Raw genomic sequence first — 19340 nt, 5'->3', positions numbered from 1 at the left:
AAGCGCGAAGACACACATCGAATGGCGGATGCCAACAAGGCGTTCGCCCACTACCGCTGGTAATACCGAGTTTTTTTAGATGGCTCGTCAGACACCAATAGAACGGGTGCGCAATATCGGCATCATGGCGCACATCGATGCCGGCAAGACCACCACTACCGAGCGCGTGCTCTTCTACACCGGCATCAACTACAAGATTGGCGAGGTGCACGAAGGCACTGCGACGATGGACTGGATGGTGCAGGAGCAGGAGCGCGGAATCACGATCACGTCGGCGGCGACCACGTGTTTCTGGCGCGACCACCGCATCAATATTATCGATACGCCCGGACACGTCGATTTCACAATTGAAGTCGAGCGCTCGCTCCGCGTGCTCGATGGCGCGGTCGCTGTGTTCTGCGCGGTCGGCGGCGTCGAGCCGCAATCTGAGACCGTGTGGCGCCAGGCCGACAAGTACCGCGTCCCGCGGGTCGCGTTTATCAACAAGATGGATCGCGTCGGTGCCGAGTTCGAGCGCGTCGTGCAGGAAATGCGCGACAAGCTCAAGGCCACGCCGCTGCTGTTGCATCTTCCGATCGGCGCCGAGGAAAAGTTCACCGGGCTGGTCGATCTGATCGATCAGAAGGCGCTCATCTGGGACGAGGATCGTCTCGGCGCTGAGTATCGCGTCGCTGAGATTCCGGCCGAGTTGAAAGAGCAGGCGGCCGGATATCGCGACAAGATGATCGAGACGCTCGCCGATCACGACGAGCACATCATGGAGATGTATCTCGAAGGCAAGGCGCCGACTCCCGAACAGATTCGCGCCGCAATCCGCGTCGCCACGCTCAAGATGGCGGTGACGCCGGTGATTATCGGCTCCGCGTTCCGCAACAAAGGCGTGCAGCCGATGCTCGACGCGGTGGTCGAATACCTGCCGTCGCCGCTCGACCTGCCGCCGGTTGTGGGCAAGGTCGGCGACAAGATCGATGAGCGATGGCCGCGCGACGACGCGCCGTTCTCTGCGCTCGCGTTCAAGATAATGAACGACCAGCACATGGGCACGCTCACTTTCATCCGGGTTTATTCGGGCAAGCTCGAGAGCGGATCGTCGCTGCTCAATTCGACCCGCGGCAAGCGCGAACGAATCGGCCGCATGCTCAAGATGCACGCGAACAAGCGCGAGGACATCACTGAGGTCTATGCGGGCGACATTTGCGCCGTAGGCCTGCGCGATACCACCACCGGCGACACGCTATGCGATCCGGCTGCGCCGATCGTGCTCGAGTCGATCGAGTTCCCCGAGCCTGTCATCCAGATCGCGATCGAGCCCAAGACCAAGGCCGACCAGGAGAAGCTCGGCGAGGCTCTGCAGAAGCTCGCCAAGGAAGATCCGTCGTTCCGCGTCAGTGTTAATAAGGAAACTTCGCAGACGCTGATCGCCGGGATGGGCGAGCTCCATCTTGAAATCATCGTCGATCGGATGCTGCGCGAATTCAAAGTTGACGCCAATATCGGCAAGCCGCAGGTCGCGTACCGCGAGACCATCAAGCGGGTGTCTGAGGCCGAGGGCCGGCTGGTCCGCCAGAGCGGCGGTCACGGACAATTCGCGGTGGTCGAGCTTCGCATCGAACCGCTTCCCAAGGGCGGCGGTTTCGAATTCGAGGACGGCACCAAGGGCGGCTCGATCTCGCGCAACTTCATACCGGCAATCGAAGCGGGAGTGAAAGAGGCGATGGAGAACGGCGTGGTCGCCGGCTATCCGATGGTCGACGTCAAGGCCATCGTGATTGACGGCAAGGAACACGATGTCGACTCGTCGGAGCTCGCGTTCAAAATCGCCGGCTCGATGGCCTTCAAAGAGGCTTGCGAGAAGGCCGAGCCGATTCTGCTCGAGCCCGTGATGGAAGTCGAGGCCGTCACGCCGCAGGAGTTCATGGGTGAGGTGATCGGCGACTTGAGCGGGCGCCGCGGCAAGATTCTCGACATGGAAAATCGCGCGGGCGCGCAGGTTATCGAGGCCCGCGTCCCGCTCGCTACGATGTTCGGTTACGCAACGCGGCTGCGCTCGATGACGCAGGGCCGCGCGACCTACACAATGCAGTTCGGCGCGTATGAACCCGTGCCAAAAAATATTTTTGATGAGTTGACGGCGCGCAACGGCGACGGAGAGGAAAAGAAGCGCGCTTAACGACTCATGAGCAAGCGCTCAATCGGAGGTTACATCAATGGGCAAAGCTAAATTTGAACGCACCAAGCCGCACGCGAATGTCGGCACGATTGGACATATCGATCACGGCAAAACAACTTTAACCGCTGCGATTACCAAGGTCCTCGCGTCAAAGAAGCTCGCCACTTTTACGGCCTTCGATCAGATCGATAAGGCGCCCGAAGAGAAAGAGCGCGGCATCACGATTTCCATCGCGCACGTCGAGTACGAAACGACCAAGCGCCACTATGCGCACGTCGATTGTCCGGGACATGCTGACTACATCAAGAACATGATCACCGGCGCCGCGCAGATGGACGGCGCGATCCTGGTGGTCGGCGCCAATGACGGCCCGATGCCGCAGACGCGTGAACATATCCTGCTCGCGTATCAGGTCGGCGTGCCGTCGATCGTCGTGTTCATGAACAAGGTCGATATGGTTGACGATCCCGAGCTGCTCGACCTGGTCGAGCTCGAAGTCCGCGACCTGCTGACCAAGTACAATTTCAAGGGCGACGAAGTGCCCGTCATCCGCGGCAGCGCGCTCAACGCGCTCAACTGCGGATGCGGCAAGGCCGACTGTCCCAACTGCAAGCCGATTCTCGACCTGATGGACGCAGTCGACAGCTATATTCCGCAGCCGGTGCGCGAGACTGAAAAGCCGTTTCTGATGCCTGTGGAAGACGTGTTCTCGATCTCCGGCCGCGGCACCGTCGTGACGGGGCGCGTCGAAAAGGGCAAGGTGAAAGTCGGTGAGGAAGTCGAAATCGTCGGCTTCAAGGACACCAGCAAGACTGTCGTCACCGGCGTCGAGATGTTCCGCAAGCTGCTCGACGAGGGCCAGGCGGGCGACAATATCGGCGTGCTGCTGCGCGGTCTCAAGCGCGAAGACGTCGAGCGCGGACAGGTGCTCGCGAAGCCCGGCTCGATCACGCCGCACACCAACTTCGAGGCCTCGGCCTACATCCTGACCAAGGACGAAGGCGGCCGTCATACGCCGTTCTTCACCGGCTATCGCCCGCAGTTCTACTTCCGCACCACCGACGTGACCGGAGTGCTGACGCTGCCCGAAGGCACCGAGATGGTGATGCCGGGCGATAACATCAAGATACTTGGCGAGCTGATCACGCCGGTCGCGATGGACGAAGGCTTGCGCTTCGCTATTCGCGAGGGTGGCCGCACCGTCGGCGCCGGCGTCGTTTCGAAAATTTTGAAGTAACTGGGACCGAAACAAGAGTCGTACGAACCGAGTGGAGATGGGAGCGGAGCGCTGAACGAATCGGGCGCGGTATTTTTTAGATGAACGACAAGATACGCATACGCCTGAAGGCGTACGACTACCGCCTGCTCGATCAGTCGGTTCGCGAAATCGTGGATACCATCCGGCGCACCGGCGGCCGCGTGGCCGGTCCGATTCCGCTGCCGACACGTATAGAGCGCTTTACGGTTAACCGCTCGCCGCACGTCGATAAGAAGTCGCGCGAGCATTTTGAAATACGTACGCATAAACGTCTGCTCGACGTCCTCGAGCCGACCCAGCAGACCATCGACGCGCTGGGCAAGCTCGACCTCGCCGCAGGCGTGGACGTCGAAATCAAGCTTGAGTAGGGCCGATGCTGACCGGATTGATTGGAAAAAAAATCGGGATGACCCAGGTGACCGACCCTGCGGGGCGCGTTCGCGCCGCCACGGTCTTGACACTCGGGCCATGCACGGTATCGCAAGTGAAGACCGCGGCGACTGACGGCTACGAAGCCGTGCAGGTGACGTTCGGCAAAAAGAAACTCACCCGAGTGACCAGCGGCGAGCGCGGCCATTTCGCCAAGGCTAATATCGCGGCCGGAATCAAGTCGGGTGAGTTCGAGCGCCGCGGCGAAGGCGAGTTGACCCTCGGACAACCAATCGCGGCGGCCGACGTGTTCAAGGTCGGCGATCAGGTGGACGTGACCGGAATCTCCAAAGGTCACGGCTACGCCGGCGTAATCAAGCGCCACCACTTTTCCGGCTTCCCCGGCTCGCACGGCACTCACGAATATTTCCGCCACGGCGGCTCGATTGGTAACCGCTCCTATCCCGGACGCGTGCGCAAGGGGATGCGGATGGCGGGGCAGATGGGCAACGAGACTGCCACAATCCTGAATCTCGAAGTGCTCGAGATACTCGCCGAAGACAACGCAGTCGTCGTCTCGGGTGCCGTGCCCGGACCCGACGGCGCCTTGCTCGCGGTCCACCATGCGGCCCGCCCGCGCAAGCGCTCCAACGTAAAGGTGACCGCCAGTGCCTGAGCGCAACATAAAAAAAGAAAAACCGGCGGCATCGCCTGTAAAGCTGCCGCTGTACTCGGCCGCGCACGAAAAAGTCGGCGAGCTCGAAGTCGCCGGCAATGTCTTCGGGCGCGACGGCGACGTCTCACTGTTGCATGAGGCAGTCCGGATGCAGCTGGCGAATCGGCGCTCCGGAACCGCGTCGACCAAGACCAAGGGACTCATCTCGGGCGGCGGCCGCAAACCATGGCGGCAGAAGGGGACCGGACGCGCGCGCGCAGGCTCGACCCGCTCGCCAATATGGCGTCACGGCGGAACTATCTTCGGACCGCAGCCGCGTGACTATTCCTACAAGATGCCGAAAAAGGCGTGGCGCGCCGCTCTCTGTCTCGCGATTTCCGATCGCGCGAAAAACGGCAAGCTGTTCATCGTCGAGTCGCTCGATCTGTCGGAGCCGAAAACCAAAGCTGCGAAAGCTGCGCTCGGCAAGCTCGGGGTCGAGCATGCTCTCATCATTACCGGTGAAGCTGACGGCAAGTTTCTGCTCGCCGCGCGCAATCTCGCGGCGCATAAAGTTCTCGCGCTCGAAGGGCTCAACGTTTACGACGTGCTCAATTATCGGGAACTGGTCATGACCAGTTCGACCGCCAAGGCAATCGAAGCGCGATTTGCGGGAGAGGCGACTGCAGGCTCTGCGGGGGAATCAAATGAGTAGTCCCGAGAGTCTGATTATCGCGCCGATCATCACCGAGAAGGGCACCATGGCCAGCGAAAAGGCCGGCCAGGTCCTGTTTAAGGTGCGGCCCGGCGCGAGCAAGGACAAGATTCGCGAGGCGGTCGAGCATCTGTTCAAGGTCACCGTGATCAAGGTCCGCACCTCGAACTTCATGGGCAAGGAACGGAAAAAAGGCGCAATCAAGGGCCGTCAGATCGACTGGAAGAAGGCTTACGTAACGCTTAAAGAAGGCGACAAGATCGAATTCTTCGAAGGGCTCTAAGATACCGTGGTAGAGCACGATATTGAGAAGAAGGTTCGGAGCTAGACAGAAGAGATACTGAAAAAAATGGCTGTAATACAATTAAATCCGCGCACGCCTGGGCAGCGCTTCATGCAGATTGCGGACTTTTCGGAGCTTACGAAGAAGGAGCCTGAGAAAAGTCTGCTGGTCCCGGTCAAGCGCACTGGTGGACGCAATAATCGCGGACGCATGACCTCGCGTCATCGCGGCGGCGGGCATAAGCGCCGCCTTCGCCTGATTGATTTCAAGCGCAACCGCGACGGGATTCCCGCGGTGGTCGCCGCGCTCGAGTACGATCCGAATCGCTCCGCGAATATCGCGCTGCTGCACTATGCGGACGGTGTGAAGACTTACATCCTCGCGCCTGACGGGCTCAAAGTCGGCGCCAAGGTCGAATCGGGCGAGAACGCCGACATCAAGCCGGGCAACGCCCTGATGCTCAAGAACATCCCGCTCGGCACCGTCGTTCATGCAATCGAGATGAAGCCCGGCGCCGGTGCGAAGCTCGCGCGCGGCGCGGGTGTGCAAGCGCAGTTGATGGCCAAAGAGGGCAAGATGGCCCTGCTCAAGCTGCCGTCGGGCGAGCAGCGGATGGTGCAGGCGGATTGCCGCGCGACTATCGGCCAGGTCGGCAATCTCGATCACGAAAATATTTCGATCGGCAAGGCCGGGCGCTCGCGATGGCTCGGCAAGCGAGGTCATGTGCGTGGAGTCGCGATGAACCCAGTTGACCATCCGCACGGCGGTGGCGAGGGCAAGTCCAAAGGAAACCATCCGCAGTCGCCGTGGGGCCAGCCAGCCAAGGGATACAAGACGCGCAAGAAACAGCCGTCGGACAATCTGATCGTCAGCCGTCGGCCGAAGGGCAAGCATTAGAGAGTTATGGCCAGGTCACTAAAAAAAGGTCCGTTCGTCGACGGCCATCTGCAGAAGAAAGTCGGTGCCGCGACCGCGTCCGGCGACAAGCGCATCATCAAGACCTGGTCGCGGCGCTCGATGATCACGCCCGACATGATCGCGTTGACCTTCGCCGTCCACAACGGCCACAAGTTCATCCCGGTGTATTGCACCGAGAACATGGTCGGTCACAAGCTCGGCGAATTCGCGCCGACCCGGACCTTTCATGGCCACGCCGGCGATCGCAAGGGCGAAGTCAAGGCGGCTTCGATTCCCAGCGCACCGGCTGCTCCGGCCGCGGCCAAGGCGTAAGCGGGGAAAGTTGTAAGAGTCATGGAATCCGTATCGCGAACTCGCTTCATCAGAATCTCGCCGCGCAAGCTCAAGCTCGTGTGCGAATTAATCGTCGACAAGAAAGTCGATCAGGCGTTGTCGATTCTCGAGTTCACCCCCAAGAAAGCGGCGCGCTTCGTCTCCAAGACTTTGCTCGCCGCGATTGCCAACGCCCGCGATCAGCAGAATGTCGACGAGGACAAGTTGTTCGTAAAACGCGCGACCGCCGACACCGGGCCGACCTGGAAGCGCTCGCTCACGCGCGCACATATGCATGCGACGCCGATTCACAAACGCACCAGCCATCTCACGGTTATCGTGGACGAGCGGGCGTCCTGAGGCTTCTATGGGACAGAAAGTACATCCGCGCGGTTTTCGTCTCGGCGTCATCGAGAGCTGGGACTCACGATGGTACGCGAGTCACGACTACGCCAAGCTGCTGCACGAAGATTTGAAGCTGCGCGATTTCATCAAGAAGCGGCTCTACCACGCCGGTATCTCGCGAATCGAAATCGAGCGGATGGCCAATAAGGCCAAGATAAATATTTATACGGCGCGTCCAGGTATCGTCATCGGCAAGAAGGGCGCGGAAATCGACAAGCTCAAGCTCGATATCCAGAAGCTGATGAAGGGGCGCGACTCCTTCATCAATATTCACGAGGTCCGCCGCCCCGACCTCGATCCGCAGCTGGTTGCCGAAAATATCGCGCTCCAGCTCGAGCGTCGCGTGGCGTTTCGCCGCGCGATGAAAGAAGCGGTCACGCGTGCGATGCGGATGGGCGCGCAGGGCGTGAAAGTCCACGTCGCGGGACGCCTCGGCGGCGCGGAAATCGCGCGCCAGGAATGGTATCGCGAGGGCCGCGTGCCGCTGCAGACTCTCCGCGCCGATGTTGCGTACGGATTTGCGGAGGCGCGCACGACCTACGGTCAGATTGGCGTGAAGGTCTGGATTTTCCGCGGCGAAGTTCTCACCCGCAAAGACGCGGACGCGAAACGCGCAGGAACGCCCGTGCAGGCGAATTGAAGAAGTAAGATGCTCGCACCAAAAAAAGTTAAATGGCGCAAAATGATGAAGGGTCGCGTCCGCGGCGCCGAGAACCGTGGACTGTGGCTCGCGTTCGGCGACTACGGGCTCAAGTCGCTCGAGACTTGCCGGATCGACACGCGCGCTCTGGAAGCCGCTCGTATCGCGCTCACCCGTCATATCAAGCGCGGCGGTCGCGTCTGGATTCGCGTCTTCCCCGACAAGCCCTTCACCAAGAAGCCGGCCGAAACCCGCATGGGCAAGGGCAAGGGCTCGCCCGAAGGATGGGTCGCGTGCGTTCGTCCGGGCCGGATTCTGTTCGAGATGGAAGGGGTTGATTACGCGACCGCGAAAGAAGCGATGCGTCTGGCGGCGCACAAGCTTCCCATCAAAACCATGATGATCTCGCGCGAGGAGGGCGGCGGCCTTGGAGCTTGACGAACTAAGGCAGATGACCCCGGCGGATCTTCGGGTCAAGGAGCGCGAGGCGCGCGAAGAAATTTTCCGCCTGCGCCTCAAGCTGCGCACCAATCAGCTCGACAATCACGCCGGCTATCGCCGTGCGCGTCGCGAGTTGGCGCGGATTTTAACTTTGCTCAGCGCGAAGACGCGGGCCGAAGCGGTTAAGGAAAAGAAGGCAAGTTAATGCGGCAGCGAATTAAACGGCGCGAGGGGACCGTGGTCTCCGCCAAGATGACCAAGACCGTGCTGGTGAAAGTCGATCGGATGGTCGAGCACGAACTGTACGGCAAGCGCGAGCGTCGCAGCACCAAGTTCATGGCGCATGACGAGCGCGGCGAATGCAAAGAGGGTGACCGCGTGCAGATTATCGAGTCGCGTCCGCTCTCGAAAAACAAGCGCTGGCGCGTCAGCCGCGTACTCAAAAAGGCCGCGGGGTAAGGACGCGAGATGGTACAGGTACAAACGGTTCTGGATGTCGCCGATAACTCGGGCGCCCGCAAGGTTATGTGCATCAAGGTGCTCGGCGGCTCCAAGCGCCGGTACGCGTCGGTCGGAGACGTGATCGTGGTCGCAGTGAAAGAAGCGATTCCCAACGCCAAGGTCAAAAAAGGCGACGTGTCGCGCGCGGTGATCGTGCGCACGGCAAAAGAAATCAGCCGCGACGACGGCAGTTATATCCGATTCGACGGCAACTCGGCCGTGCTGCTCGACAAGGATCACGAGCCGGTCGGGACCCGCATCTTCGGGCCGGTCGCTCGTGAGCTGCGCGCGAAAAAGTTTTTGAAAATAATCTCGCTCGCGCCGGAGGTGTTGTGATGGCGTCAGCGAAGCATACGATTAGCGTCAAGTACAAAATCAAGAAGAATGACACCGTGATGGTTGTCACCGGCCGCGACCGCGGCAAGACCGGCAAGGTGATGCGCGTGCTGCCCGAGGCGGGACGCGTCGTGATCGAACGGCTCAATATCGTCAAGCGTCACACCAAGTCGAGCGGCGGCGCGCAGAGACCGGGCGGAATCATCGAAAAGGAAGCGCCGATCGCAATCTCGAACGTTATGATTTTTTGCGATCGCTGCAATGCTCCGGTCCGGGTCGGCATCAAGGCCAACGACGATGGCTCCAAGAGCCGGGTCTGCCGCCGATGCAGCGAAGTTATAGGTAACGACTAATGGCCGACAAAAAAGAAAAGCCGGATAAAGCCGATCAGGCTGCCAAGGCCGATCAGACCGCCAAGTCTGACGCCGCGGCCAAGGCCAAGCGCGAAGGCAAGGCGCGGCAGGCTCAACAGAAGCAGGCGGCTGAGGACGCCAAGGCCGCTGCGGCGGAACCGCTACCGCCCGAGCCCAAGCTGCCGGCGCGTCTGCGCGTTCGTTTCGAGAATGAAATCGCGCCTGCTCTGATGCGTGAGCTGAAAATCGACAACAAGATGCGCGTGCCGCGCCTGGAAAAGATCACGATCAACATGGCGCTGCAGGAAGCACGCGACAATGTGAAGATTCTCGACTCCGCGCTCGAAGAGCTCAAGGTAATAGCCGGGCAGAAGCCGGTGCTGACCCGCGCGCGCAAGGCGATTTCGAATTTCAAGCTGCGCCAGGGGATGCCGATTGGCGTGATGGTTACGCTGCGGCGCGAAAAGATGTGGGAGTTTTTCGACCGGCTGGTGAATATCTCGCTGCCGCGCGTGCGCGACTTCCGCGGCGTCAGCGACAAGGCCTTCGACGGCCGTGGCAACTACTCGCTCGGGCTGAAGGAACATACGATTTTCCCCGAACTCAATCTCGACAAGGTCGAGAAGGTGAAGGGTTTGACGATTTCGATCACGACCACGGCGCGCAGCGACTTCGAGGGACTGACTCTCCTGCGTGCGCTCGGGATGCCGATGCGCGGTGCGGCTGAGCGCGAAGCGGACGCCGCTAAAGCGGCAGCTGCAGCGCAGGCTCATGCCGCCGCGCGCGCTGCGGTCGCAGCCGCGGCAACACCGCCGCCGACGCCGGGCCAGGGAGCATAGGAACAGCAGATGGCGAAAACGTGCCTGCGGGTCAAGGCGACTCGCAAACAAAAATTCAAAGTGCGCCAATACAACCGCTGCCCGCTATGCGGCCGCGCGCGTGCGTACTATCGGCGTTTCAAGATGTGCAGGCTTTGCTTGCGCAAGAACGCACTCGACGGCAAATTGCCTGGCGTGATCAAGGCGAGCTGGTAAGAGAGACGAATCATGTCGCAGACCGATCCGATTGCTGAACTGCTTACGCGAATCCGCAACGCGATGCGCGCGCGGTACAACGAACTCACTGTGCCCCATTCGCGGCTGCGCGAGGCTATTTGCCGCGTGCTGATGGCCGAGGGATTCCTGGCCGGGGTCGAAGTCGGCGGCGAAGTCCCGCTCAAGATGCTGGCGCTCAAACTGCGCTACTCGCCAACCCGCGAGTCCGTCATCCGCGGAATCGATCGCATCAGCAAGCCGAGCAATCGCCGCTATGCCGGCGCTGCCGAAATCGGCAAGGTCCGCGGCGCGATGGGCGTGCAAATCGTATCCACTCCGCTCGGCGTGATGACCGGTCGCGAAGCGCGTCGCCGCAAAGTCGGTGGCGAAATTCTCTGCAGGGTTTGGTAACTATCGATGTCGCGCATAGGAAGACTACCGATTCATCTCGACAAGAGCGTCAAGGCGACAGTCGCCGGCGGTACGCTCAAGGTCGAGGGCCCCAAGGGCAAGCTCGAGCTCAAGCTTCATCCCGGCTACACCGTCGACATCAAGGACGGCGAAATCGTCGTGAAGCGCCCAGGAGACACCAGTGAAGAGCGCGCCGTCCACGGCCTGATGCGCAAGCTGGTCGCCAACATGGTCGAGGGCGCCGGCAAAGGCTTCACTCGGGTGCTCGAGATTAACGGCGTCGGCTATCGCGCCGAGGCCAAGGGCCAGCAAGTGAATCTGACCCTCGGCTATTCGCATCCGATCGTTTATCAGCTTCCGCCCGGCGTCACCGCGAAAGTCGAGAAGCAGGTGACCGTCACGCTCGAGAGCGCCGACCGCCAACTGCTCGGCACCGTCGCCGCGCAGATTCGCGAGCTGCGGCCGCCGGAGCCGTACAAGGGCAAGGGAATCAAGTACGCCAACGAGACGATTCGCCGCAAAGCCGGCAAGGCTGCGGCTGGCTCGACCTCGGCGTAGGGGTTGGATAGAAAAGGTTATTTCGACTATGGCTCTAGAACGATCGGAAAAACGGAAATTTCGGCAAGGCCGCGTGCGGCGCAAAGCGGTCGGCAACGACAGTCGCCCGCGCCTCTCGGTCTTCCGCTCGCTGCATCATATTTACGTGCAGGTTATTTCGGACGAGAGCGGACGTACGCTCGCGGCTGCGTCCACTGAAACGGCCGGCCTGCGCGAAGAACTCAAGAGCAAGCGCAACCTTGCTGCCGCCAAAGCGGTGGGCAAGGCGATTGCCGAGCGATGCCTCCAGAACGGCATCTCCAACGTCGTGTTCGATCGAAACGGATTTCTCTATCACGGCCGCGTCAAGGCGCTGGCCGACGCGGCGCGCGAAGCGGGGTTAAAATTTTGAACGGCAGGCAACGAACACTTCGAGAAGGCACCGTGGTGCAGCGGATCGATCCGCAGGGCCTCGAAATCAAAGAGAAGGTCGTGCATATCAACCGCGTCGCCAAGGTCGTCAAGGGCGGTCGCCGCTTCAGCTTCAGTGCGCTGGTCGTCGCCGGCGATCATAACGGCCTGGTCGGCTTCGGCCTCGGCAAGGCTAACGAAGTGCCCGAGGCGATTCGCAAGGGGGTCGATCGCGCCAAGAAGAGTCTGGTGCGCGTGCCGATTCAGGACGGCACCATTCCGCACGAAGTTGTTGGACGTTTCGGCGCGGGACGCGTCGTGCTCCGCCCTGCCGCCGAAGGCACTGGCGTTATCGCGGCGGGCGGCGTGCGCGCGGTGGTCGAGCTCGCGGGCATCCGCAACATCCTGACCAAGCGGCTGGGCTCGTCGAATCCTCATAACCTGGTGAAGGCGACGCTCGAGGCGCTGGCGGAACTCCGCAGCACGCAGGATATTAATCGCCTCCGCGGACGCACGCCGAATCAGCCCGAAGCGGCAGCGTAGTCGAGGTTTACCGTGGCTGAGAATACAAATTCCGATAAAATTCGCGTCAAGCTCGTCGGCAGTCCGATCAGCACCAATCGGCGCGTGCGTGAAACCGTCAAGGGACTCGGCCTCGGCAAAGTCGGCAGTGTGCGCGAGCTCAATCGCAGCGCCGCAGTCGAAGGGATGATCAAGCGGCTGAAGCATCTGGTAGTCGAGCTCAAGGATTAGTTGCAGTCATGGATTTGAAGGATTTAAAACCGTCTCCCGGCTCGACTCATCGCAAACGCCGCGTCGGACGCGGTATCGGCTCCGGTCACGGCAAGACCGCCGGTCGCGGGCATAAGGGTCTCGGCGCCCGCTCGCACGGCAACACGCCCCCGAGCTACGAAGGCGGCCAGATGCCTTTGCAGCGGCGCTTGCCCAAGCAGGGTTTTCGGCGCACGTTGAAGAACCAGGCGCGTCGCGACGAATTCGCAATCGTCAATCTGTCTCGGCTCGGCGACTTCGGCGAGGATGTAACTATCGACGCGGCGGCACTGGTCGCGCGCGGGCTCGTTCCCGCCGGTCGCAAGGTCAAGGTTTTAGGTGACGGTGAGTTGAAGAGTAGGATTAGGGTGCGCGCCGACGCGTTCTCGAAAAGCGCGCTGGACAAAATCGCCGCGGTAGGCGGCTTCGCGGAGTTGGTAGTAAAGCCGACCAGCGAAAAGAGCTAAATGCTCGACGGGTTTTCAAACGCCTCGCGCATTCCGGAGTTGCGCCGACGCCTCGTGTTCACGGCCGCGATGCTCGCGGTGTTCCGCCTCGGTGTTGCCGTGCCCACTCCCGGTATCGACGGCCAGGCCCTCGCATCGCTGTTCGAGCAGACCAGCGGCACGCTCTTCGGATGGGTCAATCTCTTCTCCGGCGGCGCGCTCGAGCACTTCTCGGTCCTCGCGCTTGGCATCATGCCGTACATCTCGGTTGCCATCGTTCTCGACCTGCTGAAAATCGCGTCCCCGTATCTCGACGAGTTATATAAAGAAGGCGAGGCGGGCCGCCGCAAGATAACTCAGTACACCCGCTATGGCACCGTGCTGCTGGCGTTGTTCCAGGGCACGATGTTCGCGATCGCGCTCGAAAAAGCGCCCGCGCCCGGCGGCGGCAGTATCGTTTACAATCCCGGCGTCGGATTTGTCGTGATGACGGTCATCACGCTCACGGCGGGCACGATGTTCCTGATGTGGATCGGCGAGCAGATTACCGAGCGTGGAATCGGCAACGGCATCTCGCTGATCATCATGGCCGGCATCGTCGCGCGACTGCCGAGCGCGCTCAGCACCACCGCGCAGTTCGTGCGCGAGGGCGAAATGAGCATCTTCCTGCTCATCTTCATTCTCGCGGTCGCAGCCGGCGTCATCTACGGCATTGTTTATATCGAGACCGCGCAGCGTCGTATCCCGATTCAATACGCGCGCCGCGTCGTCGGTCGCCGCGTATACGGCGGCCAGAGCTCGCATCTGCCGCTCAAGATAAACACCTCGGGCGTCATTCCGCCGATTTTCGCGTCGGCGCTGCTGGTCTTCCCCGCGACGCTCGCCACCTTCGTCCCGTTCCTGAAACCATACGCGAGCTACCTGACCCCCGGCGGCTTCTACTACGACCTCGTGTACGTCGCCTTGATTTTTTTCTTTTGTTATTTCTACACGTCGGTCACGTTCAACCCGGTCGACGTCGCCGACAATCTGAAAAAGTACGGCGGCTTCATCCCGGGAATCCGGCCCGGCCGTCCGACCGCTGACTACATCGATCGCGTGCTTTCGCGCATTACGCTCGGCGGCGCGGTTTACGTCAGCGCCGTATGCGTCCTGCCCACAATCTTGATTGCACGCTTCAACGTGCCGTTCTTCTTCGGCGGCACCGCGCTGTTGATTGTCGTCGGCGTCGCGCTCGACACTGTCGCGCAAATCGAAACCCATCTGCTCACTCGCAACTACGAAGGCTTCATGCGCCGCGGGCGCGTGAAGACCAAGAGGGGTGCCTAAGCAGGTGCGTCTGGTGCTGCTGGGCCCGCCGGGTGCGGGCAAGGGTACGCAAGCGAGGGCGCTCGCGACGCTATGGGGTATACCGCAAGTTTCCAGCGGCGATCTGTTGCGCACCGTCGTTCGCGAAGACTCGGAGCTCGGCCGCGAGGCCGCCAGCTACATGGATCGCGGACAGTTGGTGCCCGACGAATTGGTGCTTAAGTTGATCGATGAGCGGCTTCGAAAAAAAGACGCCCGCAAAGGATTCATCCTCGACGGCTTCCCGCGCAACGTGATGCAGGCCGAGGCTCTCGCCAAGGGACTCGACAAAGCGGGGCTGAAGCTCGACAAAGCCGTCGCTGTGATCGTGCCCGACGAAGAGATCGTGAAGCGAATATCAGGACGCCGCACCTGCGCGAAATGTAACGCGATGTATCACGTCGCATTCGAGCCGCCGAAGAAGCCGGGAGTATGCGACAAATGCGGCGGCGAACTTTATCAGCGCGAGGATGACGCCGAGGAAACCGTGCGCGAACGTCTCAAAGTTTTTGCCGAGGCGACGCGGCCGTTGCTCGATTACTACGGCCGCCTCGGCTTGCTCGAGCAGGTCGACGGAGTAGGCCGCACCGACGACGTGGAAAAGCGAATCCTGTCTGCTGTAAACGGAGTCGCACCACCGCCTAAGTGAAGGCGACTCAGCGTAATCATGATCACCATTAAAACCCCGGCGGAGATCGCCGTGATGCGCCAGGCGAGCCAGATTGTCGCCGAGATTCTCGAGGCACTTGCCGCCGCAGTTCGTCCCGGAATCACGACCGAGGAGCTCGATAAGCTGGCCGAAGATCTGACTTACAAAAAAGGCGCGAAGCCTGCCTTCAAAGGCTACAAGCCGGGCGACGTCGTCTATCCGAAATGTCTTTGCGTGTCGATTAACAATGAAATAGTCCACGGCATCCCGTCGAGCCGCAAATTGAAAGCCGGCGATATCGTCGGGCTCGACTTCGGCGTCGTGTACGAAGGCTTCTACGGCGATTCCGCGCGCACCGTCGCAGTCGGCCCGGTGCCGGAGCGAGTGACGCGGCTCCTGAATGTAACCCGCGATTCCCTCTACGCGGGAATCGCGCAGGCGCGCGCCGGCAATCGCATCAGTGATATCGCGCGCGCGGTGCAGGAAACCGTCGAGCGGGCCGGGTTTTCGGTCGTGACCGACTTTGCCGGACACGGCATCGGCCGCCGTCTCCATGAAGACCCCCAGGTACCGAATTATTTTCGCCCGGGGATGCCTAATCCGCGGCTTCGCGAGGGGATGGCGCTGGCGATCGAGCCGATGGTTAACGAGGGAAGCCCTGATTTGGAGATACTTTCCGACGGCTGGACTGCGGTGACGGCGGACGGTAAACTATCTGCCCACTTCGAGCATTCCATCGCAATCACCTCCAACGGACCCGAAATTTTAAGCGAATTGGAAAATGTCTAAAGGCGACGCGATCGAAGTTCAAGGGACGGTGCAGGAAGCGCTTCCCAATGCGGTGTTCAGGGTGACGCTCGACAACGGGCACAAGGTGTTGGCCCATATTTCGGGCAAGATGCGGATGCATTACATAAAAATCCTGGCCGGCGACAAGGTCACGGTAGAGCTGTCACCCTACGACCTCACGCGCGGCCGAATAACGTACCGGATGCGATAAAAAGTGGGGCAGCCGATTATCGTACCGGATCCAGTAAGGTCGAGCACAATCGCAAACAGAGACTAAAAAAATGAAGGTCAGAGCTTCTGTAAAAAAGATTTGTAAGAACTGCAAAGTGGTGCGTCGCGAAGGCGTCGTGCGCATCCTGTGCTCCAACCCGCGCCACAAGCAGCGCCAGGGCTAGGAAGGGTCTCCGCGATGGCACGAATAGCTGGAGTCGAACTCCCGAAGAACAAGCGGATGGATATAGCGCTCACCTATATTTACGGAATAGGCCGGCCAAGCGCGCTCAAAATTCTCGCGGCGGCGAAAGTCGATCCTGCGATCAAGACTGACGATCTGTCCGCCGATCAGCAGGTGCACATCCGCCAGGTGATAGACACCGACTACGAAGTCGAAGGCGACTTGCGCCGCGACTTTCAGCAGTCGATCAAGCGCTTGATGGATCTCGGATGCTATCGCGGCATCCGGCATCGTCGCGGCCTTCCGGTCCGTGGACAGCGAACCCACACCAACGCACGCACTCGCAAAGGCCCGCGCAAAGTCGTCGCGGGCAAGAAACAGGCACCGCCAAAAGGCTAACGGAATAAAAACGCAAACAACGAAGGAAATTTTCGCCGATTATCATCGCGGAAATTGATTCACTGAAAAAAGAAGAATGGCTGAAGAAGTAAAAGAGACTAAAGAAGAAAAGAAGGGCGCTGCTGCGACGCCCGCCGCTGCAGGCGCCGCTGGAGCACCTGCCCCTGCGCCGCGTCGCAAGAAGGTGCGTCGCAACGTGCCCGAAGGCGTCGCGCATGTGCATGCGACCTTCAACAACACGATCGTCACGATCACCGATCAGCAAGGCACCGTGATCGCCTGGTCGAGCGCCGGATCGGTCGGCTTCAAGGGCTCGCGCAAGGGCACGCCGTACGCTGCGCAGATGGCGGCGGAAGCATGCGCTCGGAAATGCTCTGAAGTCGGGATGCGTGCGGTGGTCGTTCACGTCAAAGGTCCGGGCGGCGGACGCGAATCAGCGGTACGCGCACTGCAAGCTGCCGGCCTCGGCGTCATCTCAATCAAGGACGTCACCCCGATTCCGCACAACGGATGCCGTCCGCCAAAACGGCGCCGAGTCTGAAAAACGCGAACATCTAAGGAAATTTTCGCCGAGATGTTCCCAACCAAGCGGATTCACTGAAAAAAATGGCTAGAAATCTGGGTCCAGTATGCCGCTTATGTCGGCGCGAAGGACTGAAACTCTTCCTCAAGGGAGAGCGATGCTACAGCGACAAGTGCGCAATCGAGCGGCGCAATTATCCGCCCGGCGCACACGGCCAGGCGCGCACGCGTTTCTCTGAATTCGCGATTCGATTGCGCGAGAAGCAGAAGGTCAAGCGCATCTACGGGATGATGGAGCGCCAATTCTCTGACTACTTTGCCAAGGCGGAGCGGATGGATGGAATCACCGGCGAGAACCTGCTGGTGCTGCTCGAGCGCCGTCTCGACAACGTCGTGTATCGTCTCGGCTTCGCAAGTTCGCTCGCGCAGGCGCGACAGGTCGTTCGTCATGGGCACATCCAGGTTAACGGCAAGAAAGTTACGATTCCCTCGACCCTGGTCGAGGTTGGCAGTGTGATAAGCGTGGCCGAGGCGAGCCGCACCAAGAAGGTGATCGTCGAGGCAATCGAGATGGCGCAGCGTCGCGGCGTACCGCCGTGGATGGCACTCGAGCGCGAACAATTCCGCGGTTCGCTCCGGTCGCTGCCGGCGCGCGCTGAACTGACGATGCCGATCAGCGAGAAGCTGATCGTCGAGCATTACTCAAGATAAGGCGGAGGCTACCGATTCGGCGTCCCGGTCCGTGGTGGACCTGTGTGGGCGCGGGAAATCCATCGGGAAAAAGAGCATAGACCATGCAAAATGACTGGCGAGATCTGATCAAACCCAAAACTGTCGAGTTCGACGAGAAGGAAGTCACTCCTTCCTACGGCAAATTTTCCGCGGAACCGCTCGAACGCGGCTACGGAATCACCGTTGGCAACGCGCTGCGGCGCATCCTGCTGTCCACCCTGCCCGGTTACGCGATTACGGCAGTCAGGATCAAAAACGTCCTCCACGAGTTTTCGACTCTGTCCGGCGTTAAAGAGGACGTGACCGACATCGTCCTCAATCTCAAGGAAATCCGGCTCCGCCTGCACGAGGGCGAGCAGATTACCGCAACCCTCAAGGTCAAAGGCGAGGCGCAGGTCACCGCGCGCGACATCACCGGCGGACCCAGCCTCGAAATTTTGACCCCCGACAAGCATATCGCGTCGCTCGACAAGGGCGCCGAACTCGATATGGAACTCGTAATCAAGCGTGGCCGCGGCTACGTCCCCGGCGAGCGCACCGAAGATGAGGAATCAATCGGCACGATCCGTCTCGACGCGATCTTCTCGCCGATTCGAAAAGTTAATTTCACCGTTACCAACGCGCGCGTCGGCCAGCGTACCGACTACGACCGGCTCGCGCTCGAAATATGGACCGACGGCTCGATCAACCCGCGCGAAGCACTCACCTACGCCGCGCGCGTGATGCGCGATCAGATGACAATCTTCGCGGGCGTCGAAGAAGAAGCCGAAGTGCCCGCCGGTGCGGTCGAAGGCGGAGACGCGCGCCCCACGATGAGCGAATTGCTCTATCGGCCGGTCGAAGGCCTGCCGATTTCGGTGCGCGCCTTCAACGGCCTGCAGAACGCCGACATCAAGTATATCGGCGAGCTGGTGCAGCGCACCGAGCAGGACATGCTCAAGATTAAAAACTTCGGACGCAAGTCCCTCAACGAGATCAAGGAAGTCCTCGCCGACATGGGTCTCTCGCTCGGGATGCGCCTTGAGAATCTGCCGCCGCGCGGCGAGCTCGACCGCATGTGGGAAGAGCAAGAACGCCGCGAGTCGGCTTAGATCGTTCTATCAGGTTTGGAGTAACTGATGCGTCATCTCAATTCGGGCCGCAAGCTCAATCGCACCTCGGCGCATCGCAAGGCGCTGTTCAAGAACATGGTGCTCGCGCTGATTCGTCACGAGCGAATCAAAACGACCGACCCTAAGGCCAAGGAACTGCGGCGTATCGCGGACCGGATGGTCACGCTGGGCAAGCAGAACGATCTTGCCGCGCGACGCCGCGCGTTCGCGGCCTTGCAGTCGCGCGAGGCGGTCAAGAAACTGTTCGACGAAATCGCGCCGCGCTTCAAGGATCGCAATGGCGGCTACACGCGCGTGATCAAATTCGGACATCGCCGCGGCGACGCGACGATGATGTCGGTGATCGAGTTCACCGGACAGGAAGAGCAGAGCAAATCAAAGAAGCCGCGCAAGCGCTCGGCGAAGAAAGATGCCGTGACCACCGAGCGTC

At 60.7% G+C, this 19340-nt stretch carries 32 protein-coding genes and 2 pseudogenes; all 34 read left to right on the top strand.

The annotated features are described in order from the left end of the window. Positions 1–63 (top strand): annotated as a pseudogene (locus WB650_RS09690) (30S ribosomal protein S7); the annotation flags it as partial. A 16-nt stretch (positions 64–79) separates the two neighbouring features. Beyond that, positions 80–2170 (top strand): elongation factor G, encoded by a 2091-nt coding sequence (gene fusA, locus WB650_RS09685; protein ID WP_422301055.1) that lies wholly within the window; start codon positions 80–82, stop codon positions 2168–2170. Between the two features lie 37 nt (positions 2171–2207). Beyond that, complete coding sequence (tuf, locus tag WB650_RS09680) at positions 2208–3407, top strand: elongation factor Tu (RefSeq protein ID WP_422301053.1); 1200 nt, start codon at positions 2208–2210, stop codon at positions 3405–3407. Positions 3408–3487: 80 nt separating this feature from the next. Further along, positions 3488–3796, top strand: coding sequence for a 30S ribosomal protein S10 (rpsJ, locus tag WB650_RS09675; RefSeq protein WP_304829554.1), 309 nt, complete (start codon positions 3488–3490; stop codon positions 3794–3796). Between the two features lie 8 nt (positions 3797–3804). Further along, positions 3805–4473 carry a 50S ribosomal protein L3 gene (gene rplC, locus WB650_RS09670; RefSeq protein WP_422301064.1) on the top strand — a complete coding sequence of 223 codons (669 nt, stop codon included), beginning with the start codon at positions 3805–3807 and terminating at the stop codon, positions 4471–4473. Beyond that, entirely contained in the window at positions 4466–5167 is a 702-nt protein-coding gene (gene rplD, locus WB650_RS09665) for a 50S ribosomal protein L4 (RefSeq protein ID WP_422293128.1), read from the top strand. Before rplC ends, rplD begins: the two co-directional genes overlap by 8 nt. Further along, on the top strand, positions 5160–5450 hold the full coding sequence (gene rplW / locus WB650_RS09660) for a 50S ribosomal protein L23 (protein ID WP_422301051.1): 291 nt from the start codon (positions 5160–5162) through the stop codon (positions 5448–5450). The genes rplD and rplW overlap by 8 nt, the downstream gene beginning before the upstream one ends. 66 nt (positions 5451–5516) lie before the next feature. Next, a complete protein-coding gene (rplB, locus tag WB650_RS09655) occupies positions 5517–6347 on the top strand; it encodes a 50S ribosomal protein L2 (protein ID WP_422301049.1) in 831 nt (276 codons plus the stop codon). Positions 6348–6353: 6 nt separating this feature from the next. Beyond that, positions 6354–6680 (top strand): 30S ribosomal protein S19, encoded by a 327-nt coding sequence (rpsS, locus tag WB650_RS09650; protein ID WP_422301047.1) that lies wholly within the window; start codon positions 6354–6356, stop codon positions 6678–6680. Between the two features lie 21 nt (positions 6681–6701). Then, positions 6702–7040, top strand: a complete 339-nt coding sequence (rplV, locus tag WB650_RS09645) for a 50S ribosomal protein L22 (RefSeq protein ID WP_324096818.1) — start codon at positions 6702–6704, stop codon at positions 7038–7040. A gap of 7 nt (positions 7041–7047) precedes the next feature. Beyond that, positions 7048–7725 carry a 30S ribosomal protein S3 gene (rpsC, locus tag WB650_RS09640; RefSeq protein WP_422294334.1) on the top strand — a complete coding sequence of 226 codons (678 nt, stop codon included), beginning with the start codon at positions 7048–7050 and terminating at the stop codon, positions 7723–7725. Positions 7726–7734: 9 nt separating this feature from the next. Then, positions 7735–8163, top strand: a complete 429-nt coding sequence (rplP, locus tag WB650_RS09635; RefSeq protein ID WP_422294332.1) for a 50S ribosomal protein L16 — start codon at positions 7735–7737, stop codon at positions 8161–8163. Continuing rightward, entirely contained in the window at positions 8153–8371 is a 219-nt protein-coding gene (rpmC, locus tag WB650_RS09630) for a 50S ribosomal protein L29 (protein WP_422301046.1), read from the top strand. The genes rplP and rpmC overlap by 11 nt, the downstream gene beginning before the upstream one ends. Next, positions 8371–8625, top strand: a complete 255-nt coding sequence (gene rpsQ, locus WB650_RS09625) for a 30S ribosomal protein S17 (protein ID WP_422294328.1) — start codon at positions 8371–8373, stop codon at positions 8623–8625. The genes rpmC and rpsQ overlap by 1 nt, the downstream gene beginning before the upstream one ends. A 9-nt stretch (positions 8626–8634) precedes the next feature. Further along, a complete protein-coding gene (gene rplN, locus WB650_RS09620) occupies positions 8635–9003 on the top strand; it encodes a 50S ribosomal protein L14 (RefSeq protein ID WP_324096813.1) in 369 nt (122 codons plus the stop codon). Then, a complete protein-coding gene (gene rplX / locus WB650_RS09615; RefSeq protein WP_422301043.1) occupies positions 9003–9356 on the top strand; it encodes a 50S ribosomal protein L24 in 354 nt (117 codons plus the stop codon). The genes rplN and rplX overlap by 1 nt, the downstream gene beginning before the upstream one ends. A 179-nt stretch (positions 9357–9535) precedes the next feature. Then, a pseudogene (gene rplE / locus WB650_RS09610) lies at positions 9536–10072 on the top strand (50S ribosomal protein L5); the annotation flags it as partial. A gap of 132 nt (positions 10073–10204) precedes the next feature. Further along, a complete protein-coding gene (locus tag WB650_RS09605; RefSeq protein WP_422293406.1) occupies positions 10205–10390 on the top strand; it encodes a type Z 30S ribosomal protein S14 in 186 nt (61 codons plus the stop codon). 12 nt (positions 10391–10402) lie between these two features. Beyond that, the gene (gene rpsH / locus WB650_RS09600; RefSeq protein ID WP_422293402.1) at positions 10403–10801 is read left to right on the top strand and encodes a 30S ribosomal protein S8; all 399 of its coding nucleotides are present in this window, start codon (positions 10403–10405) and stop codon (positions 10799–10801) included. Between the two features lie 6 nt (positions 10802–10807). Continuing rightward, the gene (rplF, locus tag WB650_RS09595; protein ID WP_422301042.1) at positions 10808–11359 is read left to right on the top strand and encodes a 50S ribosomal protein L6; all 552 of its coding nucleotides are present in this window, start codon (positions 10808–10810) and stop codon (positions 11357–11359) included. 28 nt (positions 11360–11387) lie between these two features. Continuing rightward, positions 11388–11750 carry a 50S ribosomal protein L18 gene (gene rplR, locus WB650_RS09590; RefSeq protein ID WP_422301041.1) on the top strand — a complete coding sequence of 121 codons (363 nt, stop codon included), beginning with the start codon at positions 11388–11390 and terminating at the stop codon, positions 11748–11750. 35 nt (positions 11751–11785) lie between these two features. Continuing rightward, positions 11786–12292: a 30S ribosomal protein S5 gene (gene rpsE / locus WB650_RS09585; protein WP_422293404.1), complete on the top strand. Its 507-nt coding sequence runs from the start codon at positions 11786–11788 to the stop codon at positions 12290–12292. Between the two features lie 12 nt (positions 12293–12304). Further along, complete coding sequence (gene rpmD, locus WB650_RS09580) at positions 12305–12502, top strand: 50S ribosomal protein L30 (protein WP_422301040.1); 198 nt, start codon at positions 12305–12307, stop codon at positions 12500–12502. Positions 12503–12510: 8 nt separating this feature from the next. Next, positions 12511–12987 (top strand): 50S ribosomal protein L15, encoded by a 477-nt coding sequence (gene rplO / locus WB650_RS09575; RefSeq protein WP_422301039.1) that lies wholly within the window; start codon positions 12511–12513, stop codon positions 12985–12987. Then, positions 12988–14295: a preprotein translocase subunit SecY gene (secY, locus tag WB650_RS09570; protein ID WP_422301038.1), complete on the top strand. Its 1308-nt coding sequence runs from the start codon at positions 12988–12990 to the stop codon at positions 14293–14295. A gap of 4 nt (positions 14296–14299) precedes the next feature. Next, positions 14300–14962 carry an adenylate kinase gene (locus tag WB650_RS09565; protein WP_422301062.1) on the top strand — a complete coding sequence of 221 codons (663 nt, stop codon included), beginning with the start codon at positions 14300–14302 and terminating at the stop codon, positions 14960–14962. Between the two features lie 18 nt (positions 14963–14980). Beyond that, positions 14981–15751: a type I methionyl aminopeptidase gene (gene map / locus WB650_RS09560; RefSeq protein WP_422301037.1), complete on the top strand. Its 771-nt coding sequence runs from the start codon at positions 14981–14983 to the stop codon at positions 15749–15751. Next, positions 15744–15962 (top strand): translation initiation factor IF-1, encoded by a 219-nt coding sequence (infA, locus tag WB650_RS09555; protein WP_304829624.1) that lies wholly within the window; start codon positions 15744–15746, stop codon positions 15960–15962. The genes map and infA overlap by 8 nt, the downstream gene beginning before the upstream one ends. 70 nt (positions 15963–16032) lie before the next feature. After that, a complete protein-coding gene (gene rpmJ, locus WB650_RS09550; protein WP_324096801.1) occupies positions 16033–16146 on the top strand; it encodes a 50S ribosomal protein L36 in 114 nt (37 codons plus the stop codon). A gap of 14 nt (positions 16147–16160) precedes the next feature. Then, positions 16161–16544, top strand: coding sequence for a 30S ribosomal protein S13 (gene rpsM, locus WB650_RS09545; RefSeq protein ID WP_423960272.1), 384 nt, complete (start codon positions 16161–16163; stop codon positions 16542–16544). A gap of 76 nt (positions 16545–16620) precedes the next feature. After that, positions 16621–17085, top strand: a complete 465-nt coding sequence (rpsK, locus tag WB650_RS09540; RefSeq protein ID WP_423960270.1) for a 30S ribosomal protein S11 — start codon at positions 16621–16623, stop codon at positions 17083–17085. Positions 17086–17150: 65 nt separating this feature from the next. After that, entirely contained in the window at positions 17151–17777 is a 627-nt protein-coding gene (rpsD, locus tag WB650_RS09535; protein WP_422305909.1) for a 30S ribosomal protein S4, read from the top strand. 83 nt (positions 17778–17860) lie between these two features. After that, a complete protein-coding gene (locus WB650_RS09530; protein WP_422305911.1) occupies positions 17861–18889 on the top strand; it encodes a DNA-directed RNA polymerase subunit alpha in 1029 nt (342 codons plus the stop codon). Positions 18890–18916: 27 nt separating this feature from the next. Next, on the top strand, positions 18917–19340 hold a 424-nt coding region (gene rplQ, locus WB650_RS09525), incomplete at its 3' end, for a 50S ribosomal protein L17 (protein ID WP_423960269.1).

Origin of the sequence: Binatus sp. (SeqCode) (assembly GCF_049584895.1) — a bacterium.
In the GTDB taxonomy this organism is placed as follows: domain Bacteria; phylum Desulfobacterota; class Binatia; order Binatales; family Binataceae; genus Binatus.
Note: the sequence above shows the minus strand (reverse complement) of the source record. Positions and strands in the feature narration are given on the sequence as shown.